11 protein-coding genes are annotated in these 12586 nt (G+C 36.7%); 5 read left to right on the top strand and 6 right to left on the bottom strand.

All coding sequences use genetic code 11. The features are described from left to right. Nucleotides 1-31: 31 nt before the first annotated feature. On the top strand, nucleotides 32-1273 hold the full coding sequence (gene pepT, locus FORMA_RS07490; protein WP_069675074.1) for a peptidase T: 1242 nt from the start codon (nucleotides 32-34) through the stop codon (nucleotides 1271-1273). A 45-nt stretch (nucleotides 1274-1318) separates the two neighbouring features. Here the strand turns inward: pepT and yajC are convergent, their stop codons facing one another. From yajC to nusB, 3 genes are read right to left on the bottom strand one after another with little or no spacing between them, the layout of a single operon-like run. Continuing rightward, nucleotides 1319-1606 (bottom strand): preprotein translocase subunit YajC, encoded by a 288-nt coding sequence (gene yajC, locus FORMA_RS07485; RefSeq protein WP_069675073.1) that lies wholly within the window; start codon nucleotides 1604-1606, stop codon nucleotides 1319-1321. A gap of 21 nt (nucleotides 1607-1627) precedes the next feature. Further along, nucleotides 1628-2104 (bottom strand): DUF1573 domain-containing protein, encoded by a 477-nt coding sequence (locus tag FORMA_RS07480; protein ID WP_069675072.1) that lies wholly within the window; start codon nucleotides 2102-2104, stop codon nucleotides 1628-1630. Between the two features lie 58 nt (nucleotides 2105-2162). Further along, on the bottom strand, nucleotides 2163-3101 hold the full coding sequence (gene nusB / locus FORMA_RS07475) for a transcription antitermination factor NusB (protein ID WP_069675071.1): 939 nt from the start codon (nucleotides 3099-3101) through the stop codon (nucleotides 2163-2165). 164 nt (nucleotides 3102-3265) lie between these two features. Between nusB and FORMA_RS07470 the strand changes: the two genes are divergently transcribed. The 3 genes from FORMA_RS07470 (at nucleotide 3266) to FORMA_RS07460 (ending at nucleotide 8064) form a co-directional block, all read left to right on the top strand. Beyond that, entirely contained in the window at nucleotides 3266-5020 is a 1755-nt protein-coding gene (locus FORMA_RS07470) for an ABC transporter ATP-binding protein (protein ID WP_069675070.1), read from the top strand. A gap of 103 nt (nucleotides 5021-5123) precedes the next feature. Further along, nucleotides 5124-5483 (top strand): PUR family DNA/RNA-binding protein, encoded by a 360-nt coding sequence (locus FORMA_RS07465; protein ID WP_069675069.1) that lies wholly within the window; start codon nucleotides 5124-5126, stop codon nucleotides 5481-5483. A gap of 76 nt (nucleotides 5484-5559) precedes the next feature. Continuing rightward, on the top strand, nucleotides 5560-8064 hold the full coding sequence (locus FORMA_RS07460) for a M14 family metallopeptidase (RefSeq protein ID WP_069675068.1): 2505 nt from the start codon (nucleotides 5560-5562) through the stop codon (nucleotides 8062-8064). Nucleotides 8065-8066: 2 nt separating this feature from the next. Here FORMA_RS07460 and FORMA_RS07455 read toward each other — a convergent pair whose 3' ends face one another. After that, nucleotides 8067-8399: a tRNA-binding protein gene (locus FORMA_RS07455; protein WP_069675067.1), complete on the bottom strand. Its 333-nt coding sequence runs from the start codon at nucleotides 8397-8399 to the stop codon at nucleotides 8067-8069. Nucleotides 8400-8445: 46 nt separating this feature from the next. Here FORMA_RS07455 and FORMA_RS07450 point away from each other — a divergent pair, with 46 nt between their 5' ends. Beyond that, a complete protein-coding gene (locus FORMA_RS07450; protein ID WP_069675066.1) occupies nucleotides 8446-9000 on the top strand; it encodes a thioredoxin family protein in 555 nt (184 codons plus the stop codon). 1 nt (nucleotide 9001) lies between these two features. On the opposite strand, the gene FORMA_RS07445 is transcribed toward FORMA_RS07450, so the two are convergent. Then, on the bottom strand, nucleotides 9002-10954 hold the full coding sequence (locus FORMA_RS07445; protein ID WP_069675481.1) for a LysM peptidoglycan-binding domain-containing protein: 1953 nt from the start codon (nucleotides 10952-10954) through the stop codon (nucleotides 9002-9004). 60 nt (nucleotides 10955-11014) lie between these two features. Then, the gene (guaA, locus tag FORMA_RS07440; protein WP_069675065.1) at nucleotides 11015-12550 is read right to left on the bottom strand and encodes a glutamine-hydrolyzing GMP synthase; all 1536 of its coding nucleotides are present in this window, start codon (nucleotides 12548-12550) and stop codon (nucleotides 11015-11017) included. Nucleotides 12551-12586: the final 36 nt, after the last annotated feature.

The raw sequence follows: 12586 nt of genomic DNA, 5'->3' as shown, positions 1-12586 counted from the left end.
GTTAATTATTTTTGAATAAATCCTATGACCAATGTTAGATAGAAAAAAAATTCTTAACCGCTTTCTAAGTTACGTAAAAATAGATACTGAAAGTGACCCAAATTCTACAACAACTCCAAGCACAGAAAAGCAATGGACATTAGCCAGACTACTTGCAGAAGAACTAAAAAGAATAGGGTTAGTTGATGTTTCAATAGATGAGCATGCCTATGTTATGGGCACATTGCCTTCAAATGTAGCCCACGATGTTCCTGCTATTGGATTTATTTCACATTTTGACACTTCACCAGATTTTACCGCAGCAAAAGTGTCTCCCCAAGTCATTGAAAATTATGACGGAAAGGCTATTGTTTTAAACGCTGAGCAAAACATCATTTTATCGCCTGATTATTTCGAAGATTTATTACTCTATAAAGGACAAACACTGATTACTACAGATGGAACAAGCTTATTAGGCGCCGATGATAAGGCAGGGGTCTGTGAGATCGTAAGTGCTATGGAGTATCTTGTACAACACCCCGAAATAAAACATGGCTCCATAAAGGTCGGGTTTACTCCAGATGAAGAAATTGGTAGAGGTGCTCATAAATTTGACGTCAATAAGTTTGGCGCACAATGGGCTTATACCATGGACGGCAGTCAAATTGGTGAACTCGAATACGAAAATTTTAATGCTGCTAGTGCCGAAGTTCGTATTCATGGTAAAATAGTACACCCTGGCTATGCGAAAGGAAAAATGGTTAACTCTATGTACTACGCTCAAAAATTCATAGACAGTTTACCTAAAAACGAAACACCAGAAGAAACTGAAGGATACGAGGGATTTTACCACCTGCACCATATGGAAGGTAAAGTAGAAAAAACGATTTTAAAGTATATCATACGCGATCATGATTATACACTTTTTGAAGCTCGAAAAACGACCGTAAAACAACTTGTTGAAGCATTTGATAGAAAGTACGACAAAGCCACTTTTGAAGTTGAAATCAAAGACCAATATTTCAACATGAAGGAAAAAGTTTTACCTGTAATGCACAGTGTTGAAATTGCCGAACAAGCCATGAGATCCTTGGGAATAGAACCGCTCATAAAACCCATCCGTGGTGGAACCGATGGTTCTCAATTGAGTTACATGGGATTGCCTTGCCCAAACATTTTTGCAGGAGGCCACAACTTCCATGGACGTTACGAATATGTACCTTTGGAAAGTATTCTGAGTGCCACAAAAGTGATTTGTAAAATTGCAGAGTTAACCCAGTTAAAATACGCATAAAAAAAGCTGCCAATTGGCAGCTTTTTTTCTAAATCAATAGCGAAGTTATTTTTTCTTAGAAGAATTTAACTTCTGTGATAGCTCCATAGAAATGGCAGAACGCTCAAACTTGATTTTACCTGCTAGTGTTTCAATTACACAAGAGGCATCTTTGTCGTTGAGTTCAGCTACTTTTCCATACATTCCTGATTTTGTGATAACACGGTCGCCTTTTTTTAGTGCTGCTGCAAATTGTTTTTCTTTTTTGGCCCGCCTCATTTGGGGTGCAATCATAAAGAAATACACAATCACAAGCATTAATAAAAAGGGTGCAAAATTACCTAGACCTTCCATAAGTGTTTTTCTTTAATTTGGTTATTGAGTTTTGACTACTGGAGCTGCGTTTGGATCAGGTACAATAAAAGCTGAAATACGGACTTGCTCTCTACCACTTTCAGTATTTGTTGTAAGAGTAATAGTTTTAGACACCTTGTTTGCTCCTTTACCATTGAACTTTACTGTAAACTGAGAAGAAGCGCCCGGAGCTAGTGGCTCTCTACTCCACCCCTGAGGCACAGTACATCCACAAGTACTTTTAATATCAGTAACAACAAGTGGAGATTGACCAGAATTTGTATAAGTAAACACAGTCTCAACAGGTGTTCCGTTTTGAATTTCACCAAAATCATGCGCTACCTTATCAAAAGTAACTGAAGGATAAACAATAGTTTGCGCATCGCGTTCGGCCGCTTTGGTAACATTTTCTTGATTTATTTTTTCCGATGCATTTTCCTTACAAGAAGTAAAAGAAACTAGAGCTAAAGATGTAAATAATAAAAACAGTTTTTTCATGGGTTTATAAATTGATTAAAAGTTAATTGTTTTTTTTGTGGCATAAATTTAGTAAAAATTACATTAATCCACGTCCTTTCTTATTCAAGGTTTTTTTCTCGCTGTAGTCTCGGACAATTTTATCTAAAACTCCATTAATAAAAACATTACTCTTTGGGGTAGAATAGTCTTTAGCTAATTCAATATACTCGTTGATGGTAACCTTCGTCGGAATACTCGGAAACTCCTTAAGCTCACAGATAGCCATTTGAAGCAATACAAAATCAATTGAAGCTATTCGGTCCTTATCCCAATTTTTTGTGTTTCCTATAACTTCCTCATTTAAAATAGATTTATTCGCAATTGTTTTGCTCAGCAACAATGTGCCGAAAGCTTCATCATCTTTATCTTTGAAAAGAAGCGGCGTAAAATAAGAATCTCCTGAGTTTTCTTTTAGTTTATTAAAAAGCTTAACTAAAGCGGTATTCACGACTGGTAAATCATCGATCCAAGTCAAGTTTTTATCTTCTAGATAATCATATAATTTTTCATTTGGCGCAATAATTTCTTTGAATAAATCAACAATAAATAACTTGTCTTTGTTGAACGTATTTTTTGTAGAATTCATGTAAGATTGATACAACTTACTTTGTATCATTTTCTGAAAAATCAACTCTACATATTCACCATCGTGTTCCCAACAGTCCATTTTGTAAAGTTTCAGCTTGGATGCTAAAGACTCACTTTCAGTCAAATGAACCAATAATGCATTTTCAATAAATCTTATATTTGGATGGGCATCCTCTTGTGTCGGTCGAAATTTTTGTTTGGCCTTTTCTTGACGGTCCTCGGCACGTTGGCGAAGTTTTAATAGAAGTGATAAAAAGAGTAAGTGCAAGCTATACATATTCTCAAAATTTTGCTGCAACTCAGAATTAAGAGTTTCTTCAGAATTATTACTTGTTTGCGCATAGAGAATTTGCATCACTTTTGCACGAATATGTCTTCGGTTTAGCATAATATAAAGAACTTAGACTTCTATAAAATTAAATTAATTACAGCGCAATATTTTGATTCTTGCCTTGCAAAAATAATGTTATTTTGTTCTTAAAAAATTGAAAATTAGTTTTTTTATGATATATCTTCTAAAATCTAAAAAGTATCTTTGCGTTGTATTCCATTATGAAAGAATTACAATACCTTAATAAATATTTTATCAAATACAAGTACAGAGTTGTACTTGGAATCCTTATTGTGGCTTGTGCAAAGATATTTTCATTATTTACACCTCGTCTTATTGGGGACGTAATTACTCTTGTAGCCAATCAATTATCAAATCCAATAGAAGAACAAGTCTTTAAAAAAGCTATTGGCCTCAAAATTCTCTTTATTTTGGGCGCAGCAATAGCCACAGGTGTATTTACTTTTCTAATGCGACAGACCCTAATCAATGTATCTCGGTACATTGAATTTGATTTGAAAAACGAAATTTACGAACACTATCAGCGCTTGTGCCTTCCCTTTTACAAACAAAACAGAACTGGTGACCTAATAAATCGAATTTCGGAAGATGTTGGCAAAGTAAGAATGTATGTAGGGCCGGCTCTTATGTATACCATCAATATGATTACATTATTTGTAGTGGCACTAATATACATGTACAGCAAAGCCCCTACACTCACTCTTTACACCGTCATACCCTTACCGATTCTTTCTTTTTCGATCTATTTTTTAAGCAAGTACATACATACTAGAAGCACCATTGTACAAGAGCAACTATCTGTACTAACCTCAACAACACAGGAAATTTTTAGTGGTATATCCGTAACTAAAGCATATGCCTTAGAAACCGAAACTGAACAAAATTTTGCAGAGCTTTCGAACGATCAACGCCAAAAAAAACTGAATTTAACAAAAACTCAAGCTTTCTTTTTTCCTTTGATGCTTTTATTGATTGGTACAAGTAATTTATTGGTTATTTATATTGGTGGACAACAATATATAAATGGAGAAATAAAAGAATTGGGGACAATCGCTGAATTCATTATTTATGTCAACATGCTCACCTGGCCCGTAGCTTCTGTAGGATGGGTTACCTCCCTAGTTCAACAAGCCGAGGCCTCTCAAAAACGTATAAATGCGTTTTTAAAACAAATACCTAGTGTTTACAATACACAAAAAAACACAAACGATATCAAGGGCAAAATATCTTTTCAGGAGGTTTACTTCACCTATCAAGACACCAACATAACAGCTTTAAAAGGGATTAGTTTTACAGTAGATCAAGGAAAAACACTGGCAATCATTGGTAAAACTGGTTGCGGCAAAACCACTGTCTTAGAACTCATCGGAAGAATGTACAACGCCAATAGTGGGCAAATAAAGATTGATGATATTCCTATTAAAGACATTAATCTTCATAGCTTACGCAGCAGCATCGGCTATGTCCCCCAAGATCCTTTTTTATTCTCTGACACTCTAAATAATAACATCAAGTTTGGAAAAAATAATGCTTCTAATCAAGAGGTAATCGATGCAGCCAAAAATGCAGTGGTACATGAAAATATTATAAATTTTTCCAAAGGATATGACACTGTTTTAGGAGAACGAGGGATTACACTCTCAGGGGGACAAAAGCAAAGAGTCTCAATAGCCAGGGCGTTTATCAAATCTCCTCAAATCTTACTTTTGGACGATTGCCTATCAGCAGTTGACACCGAGACAGAAGAGCAAATTTTGAAGAATCTTGAAAAAATTACAAAAAATAGAACTACCATTATTGTGAGCCACCGAATATCTTCTGCCAAAAATGCTGACCATATTATAGTGTTGGATGAAGGTGAAATTTTACAAGAAGGCTCACATAATCAGCTTATTAGCCAAGACGGGTACTACAAAGCGCTTTATGAGCAGCAACTTCAAGACGCCTTGAGCTAATTTCATAGAATTAAAATTCTTCAAATAATAGTTTAAAAAAGTTGGCGACTTCATATATTTTTTAGATTTTTGGTTTAAGTTTAATGGTGTAAATACTCCAATTATGAATGATCGAGAACAAGACATATTTTCTAAAGCGCTTCGTGCGGGGAGAAGAACCTATTTTTTTGATGTTAAATCCACAAAGGCAGGAGATTACTACCTAACCATTACTGAAAGTAAAAAATTCACTAATGAGGATGGGTCATTTCATTTCAAAAAACACAAAATTTATCTCTACAAAGAAGATTTTAATGAATTTAAATCGATTCTTGAAGAAACGACAAACTTCATCATCGGTGAAAAAGGAGAGGCTATAATTAGTGATTACAACCCCAGTAGTTCAGCTACAGAGACAGAGAAAGACGATGAAACCAAAACTTCTGATAGTGAGTTTACCGATTTAAAATTTGAAGATATATAGACTTTAATTTCATACAATATGATAAACCGCCAATGCTCATGGCGGTTTTTTTATATATTTATGTAAATTTTACAGCATGAAATTACAACTATTCTTATTATGGATTCCTCTTTTTATTTGTGCACAGCAAGCTCCGCAGCTCGATTACTATCTGCCAAACAGTACTGATTACAATTCTGAGATCTCAACTCCTGAATCAGTAATTGGCCATCAAGTTGGAGAGTGGCACATCACGCACGATAAACTACTGCAGTACTTTCAAACACTAGCGTCAGAATCCGATCGGATTAAATTAGAAAACCGAGGGGTGACATTTGAAGGAAGGCCATTGATTTTACTCACCATTAGTGATCCAAATAATCTCAAAAAGCTGGAAAAAATTAGAACGGCACACGTACAAGCCACAGAAGGAAACGACTTCATGGGTACTGCTGATAGACCTGTAGTAGTTTATCAAGGATTTTCCATTCATGGTAATGAAGCCAGTGGCTCAAATGCTGCGCTGCTCCTTGCCTATCATTTGGCTGCCTCAGAGTCTCTGGAAGTAAAGACATTATTAAAAAATACTGTCATTTTATTTGACCCTGCACTCAACCCAGATGGACTCCAACGCTTTGCACATTGGGCGAACACAAACAAAAACATTAACTTGAATCCTGATCCTAACGATCGTGAATACCATGAAGATTGGCCAGGCGGTCGTACAAACCATTACTGGTTTGACATGAATCGAGATTGGTTGCCGGTACAACTCCCAGAATCAAGAGCACGTATCAATACATTTCATAGGTGGATGCCAAATATTCTAACCGATCATCACGAGATGGGGACTAATTCTAGTTTTTTCTTCCAACCTGGAATTCCCTCAAGAACTCACCCGTTGACGCCTGAACTAAACCAACAGCTTACAAAGGAAATTGGGACGTACCACGCAGCTGCATTCGATGATATTGGTTCGTTGTATTATTCTGAGGAAAATTATGACGATTTTTATTACGGTAAGGGATCCACTTTTCCTGATATTAATGGCAGTATCGGTATATTATTTGAACAAGCAAGCTCGCGCGGACATATTCAGGAAAGTGACAATGGTCTGCTCACATTTCCTTTCACCATTAAAAATCAATTAACTGCTGGGCTATCCACCCTAAAAGCAGCGTTAAACATGCGTGAAAAATTACTTCAATATCAATATGACTTTTTCAACAATGCTCGTAAAGAAGCAAAAGCATTAGACCAAGAAGCATATATTTTTGGCGCACCAAATGACCCGGCAAAAGCTTTTCATTTAGCAGAAATTTTAGAGCGCCATCAAATCGAGATTAGGGCTTTAAAGAATGATATTTCGTTAGGTGGGAAAGTATATCCAAAGGCCAGCGCTTACCTAGTGCCAAAAAAACAAAAAAATAGCCGTCTGCTCAAGGCCATGTTTGAGCGTCGTACGACCTTTAGGGATAGCTTATTTTATGATATCTCAGCATGGACCCTTCCTTTGGCTTTTGATCTTAACTTCACAGACAAAGGAAAAATGAAGTATGCAGACCAAAGCATGTTACCTGAATTACCCCAAGGGCAAGTAAGTCAAAAAAGTGACTATGCTTACATCATGCCCTGGAGTGATTACTACAGTCCAAAAGCGCTAAATATACTATTCCAAAAAAATGTTCGGGTGAAAATGGCGTTGCAACCATTTAGCTCCAGATCCAAAAGTTTTGATTATGGCAGCATTCTTGTTCCAGTTCAAAATCAAGCCCATTCATCAGAAAAAATTCATAAGATATTAGAAAAGGCTGCAAAGGAAAGTCATCTTGTGGTGTACGGCCTTCCCACAGGTGTAACAAGTGGACCAGATTTGGGTAGTAATAATTTTAGAACATTGACAAAACCTAATATTGCACTGATTGTTGGACCTGGCATAGATGCGTACGATGCCGGAGAGATTTGGCACTTGATGGATACCCGCTACGCTATACAAACAACGAAACTTAATGTTTCTCGTCTAAATCAAAGCCGTTTGAACCGTTACAATTGTATCATTCTACCAAATACTTATGGCCTAGACAGCAAAGCTGCTAATAAGCTCAAAAAATGGGTGGAAGACGGCGGAACACTCATAGCTTATCAAAATGCGCTAAAGTGGTTGAAAAAAAATAATATTTTTCCAATGGAATTAATATCAACAACTTTAGAAGCTAAAGATATAAATTTTGAAAACCGTTCTAAATTTAAAGGAGCTCAAGGTCTTGGAGGAGCGATCTTTGAAGCTAAAATAGACCGTTCGCACCCCATTAATTTTGGTTACGAAAATGACAATTTAGCATTATTCCGCAATACGACAATTTTTATAAAAGCTGATAAAAACAGCTACAACAATCCCATTCAATATACACAGAATCCACTTTTGAGCGGCTATTGCTCTAAAGAAAACTTAGAGCTAATAAAAAACACTGTTCCGTTTAAGGTTGTACGGCATGGACTAGGGAAAATTGTAGGGTTTACTGATAACACAAACTTCAGAGCATTTTGGTACGGTACCAATAAATTGCTGCTAAACGCTTTGTTTTTTAGGGATGAATATTAAGCTTATTGGATCGATGTACCGTTAGGAATCTTTTGCTCAGGACAAAGCAGAACCACATCAGTGTTTTTCGCCGCAGCAAGCACTAAACACTGGCTTTTAAAATTTGCAATTTGCTTTTCTTCAAAATTTACATTGGCCACTATTTGTTTGTTCAACAAATCCTCTTTAGAATAAAGTGCTGTGATTTGTGCTGAAGATTTCTTAATCCCCAATGCACCAAAGTCAATTGTGAGTTGATAGGCTGGCTTGTTGGCTTTTGGAAAATCGTTTACAGCAATAATAGTTCCAACGCGCAAATCTAATTTCTGAAAATCTTCAAATAAAACTTCTTCCATTAATGTGTAACTTTACAGTGTAAAGATATCATTAAATAATAAAAAAATGGCTAGAACACCTTCAAATATGCTTCCCTTAGGCACTAAAGCACCAGATTTTAATATACTAGATACTGTTTCTGATAAATTGAAATCTTTAAATCAACTAGAAGGGGATACTGGAACCTTAGTCGCTTTTATATGCAACCACTGCCCTTTTGTAATCCACATAAACGCAACTTTGGTCAAATTGGCAAATGATTATCAAAAAAAGGGAATTAATTTTATTGCAATTTCAAGTAATGATGTAGAGCATTACCCACAAGACGGCCCCGATCTGATGAAGGTGCACGCCAACAAATTGAACTACGCATTCCCTTATTTATACGACGAAACTCAAAATGTAGCAAAAGCTTATGACGCTGCTTGCACACCAGATTTCTTTTTGTTTGACAAAGACAGAAGTCTTGTCTATCGAGGCCAAATGGACGATTCAAGACCAGGAAACGGTATTGTTAATGATGGGCAAGACCTGAAACACGCAATGAATTGTTTGATCGAAAACAAAGTTAATAACCGTCTTCAAAAACCAAGTATTGGATGCAACATAAAATGGAAATAAATCAGTCTTGTACTTTAACGACATGCAAATTCTCATATTTAAGAATATAAGCCGATTGATTCACATAACCCCCATTTTGGGATTCTACATACCTAAACTTATTTTCTAAGTATTTTGTCTCAATAGTCGTCAATTGTTCATAAATAGAATCATAAGCCGCTAAGCGCAAAAGCAAATCTAAAGTTAGATCAAAACCACGGGTGGCGTAGCGTGTAGGATAGATGCCAAAACGCGCATTGTATACTTTTTCAAAACCCGACAACTCCTCATTATAGAATTGAACTGATGGAAATTGGAAATTCAGACCAGACAAATCTGTATTTGAAATATTTGCTCCCATAAAAGCTTTGTTGCGGTTAGTCGTCATTAGTATAAGTTCGCGTTCAATTTCATATTCTTCCTCCTCTTTGTCTCCGTCTGTTTCGTCTTTTTGCATAGTCACTCCATTCAAACCGTTAAGCATACTTGTTACATTAGATGCAAAACCTTCATTATTTGTTTCTAAAAACACTACAGTCCTGCCTGCCTCTAAAGCGTTTTTTACAATTTCAAATTGAATGTAATATTGCTCCTGCCCTTCTTCATTTCGTTGAGAGTTCAGAAGTAGTGCGTCAGGAAAAAAAGTGCGAATCTTTTGAGCACGAGCTAAAGATTTTGAATCTGAGATAATAAGGGTTTGGTGTGGTATACTGTCGGTTTCAGCATAGCGTAATAACTTATCTGCCATCCAATTATCATTGGGAATGGTTTGAATAAGGTTTGGTGTGCACCTCTCAAATTTAACAAAAGGAGAAACAACAGGAATATTCTTTGACTGAAGGGCTTCAGCGATACTGTTGCTGTTCAGAGCAGTCAGTGGTCCTAAAACAAAATCGTATTGAGAGAAATCATTGTTGCGCAAAAGGGAGTTTGTAGCTAGAAGGTCTGCTTCTGAATCGAATACATCTAAATCAGTGGAAATACCCAAACGTTTGGCAGAATCTAAAGCCATTTCTACACCTGCGTAAAATTCGGTTGAAATGCGTATGTATCCATCACGCTGGATTTGTTGCTTAGCCAGTTGAGTAGAGTCAAAATCAATTGACTTTGCCTTAAAGGGAAGAATCAAGGCTATTTTTTTTGGGCGTAGAAACTTCAATTGGTCAGCCAAACGCGTTTCTTCTCTAGCCTCTAAATCGATAGATGCAAGATTAGAATTTGGCACTTTCAAGACCATTCCAACTTTTAATCCCGTCTCGAGTAATACAGGATTAAGTTCCTCTAAAACTTCTTGACGAACACCTAATTTTTTAAATAGCCTGTAAAACCCTTCCTTAGGAAGAACTTTATAAAATCCATAACGATCATCTGAAACTTCTTGTTCTTGATCGGCATCTATATTAGGTACATAAAGCTTTTGTCCGGCTTGTAGAACAGAATTTAAATTAGGATTTAGGGCTTCTAATTCTTGTACTGAAATGCCAAATTTATAAGCCACACGCCACTTCCCCTCTTTCGGCAAAACAGTATAACGACGAACTGCTTTTGGAACTACAGCGATAGTTTTTGTTTTGTATTTGGGAATGTAAATTTTATCTTTAAATTGAAGAGGTGAACTGTAGAGGCGTTGATTATGTTTTTTAATGTCCTCAACCGAGGTCTTATATTTCTCTGCAATTCTATAGAGGGTTTCTTTGCGCTTAACGCGGTGGACTTTATAAGAAACCAACTCTTGAATTTCTTTAGTCTCTTTTGTCTTTTTTTCAATTGGGTTTGGAATGACAAGGATTTTTCCTACAGAAAGAATATCGTCAATGCCTGGGTTGAGTGCCGAAATATCTTCTGGTAAAACTCCATAACGCTGAGCAATTGTTTCTAAAGTATCCTTGGCGTCAATGGTATGCGTACGCAAGACTTGAGCTGTCAATGATGCGACACAAAAAAACAAAACAGCACTTAAAAAAAATCTTTTCATGTTATTCATTTAGTACAGAATATGTATAAAACTACAGCGTAACTGTAAAATATCCAAATCTTATTCCCATTCAATAGTTGCTGGAGGCTTAGAGCTGATATCGTATACTACTCTATTAACTCCTTTTACTTTGTTGATGATATCATTGGAAGTTTTTTGTAAAAACTCATAAGGTAAATTAACCCAATCTGCAGTCATCCCATCAGTGCTTTCAACGGCTCGCAAAGCAACACATTTTTCATAGGTCCGCTCATCACCCATCACACCAACACTGTTTACAGGCAATAACATTGCGCCTGCTTGCCAAACTTTATCATACAGCCCCCATTCGCGTAAACCATTGATGAAAATCGCATCAACATCCTGCAAAATACGGACTTTTTCAGCGGTAATATCGCCCAAAATCCGAATTGCTAAGCCAGGTCCAGGAAAGGGATGACGTCCCAACAATTGAGCATCTATTCCCATTGAAGCGCCAACACGACGCACCTCGTCTTTAAATAAAGCTTTCAGCGGCTCTACGACTTTAAGTTTCATGAAATCAGGTAAGCCCCCGACATTGTGGTGACTTTTTATGGTTGCACTAGGTCCCCCAGTTGCTGAAACACTTTCAATAACATCTGGGTAAATTGTGCCTTGAGCCAACCATTTAACATCTTTGATCAAATGGGCCTCGTCATCAAAAACTTCAATAAATACTCTACCAATGGCTTTGCGTTTCAGTTCTGGATCATCTACTCCTGCCAAAGCATCTAAAAAACGAGCCGAGGCATCAACCCCTTTAACATTCAGCCCCATTCCTTCGTATTGTTTGAGAACGCTACTGAACTCATTTTTGCGCAGTAATCCATTATTAACAAAAATACAATACAGATTATCTCCTATTGCTTTGTTCAATAAAATAGCTGCAACAGTTGAATCTACACCACCAGAAAGCCCTAAAACAACTTTGTCTTTTTGTAATTTAACTTTCAGATCAGCTACAGTCTCATCCACAAAAGAATCAGGTGTCCAGTCTTGTTCTAGACCTGCTATATCCACTAAAAAGTTTTGCAGCAATTGCTTTCCATCGGTAGAATGATATACTTCTGGATGGAATTGTATGGCGTATGTCGTTTCACCCTCTATTTTATAAGCTGCATGCTCTACATCATGAGTGCTGGCCAACAATACACCATTAGTAGGTAATGTTTTGATGGTATCACTATGACTCATCCAAACTTGACTGCCTATAGATATGCCCATAAAAAAAGGATCGTTGTCATGAACAAAAGATAAATTTGCACGGCCATATTCACGTGTATTTGATGGTGCTACATTACCTCCTGAAAAATGAGCCAAATACTGTGCTCCATAGCAGACCGCTAAAAGCGGTTTTTTTGCACGGATTTTCGACAAATCGGGGTGTAGCGCATCATCGCCACGTACAGACTGTGGACTGCCTGAAAGCACGACTGCTTTGTAGGCCTCTATTGAGGTTGGAATTTTGTTGTAGGGATGGATTTCACAGTAAATGTTCAACTCTCTTACACGGCGTGCAATGAGTTGTGTATATTGAGATCCAAAATCGAGAATTAATACCTTATCGTGTTGCATGCCCAAAAGTACTATATATCTCTAAATTGTGAATAA

This window comes from Formosa sp. Hel3_A1_48, from assembly GCF_001735715.1.
In the GTDB taxonomy this organism is placed as follows: domain Bacteria; phylum Bacteroidota; class Bacteroidia; order Flavobacteriales; family Flavobacteriaceae; genus UBA3537.
Note: the sequence above shows the minus strand (reverse complement) of the source record. Positions and strands in the feature narration are given on the sequence as shown.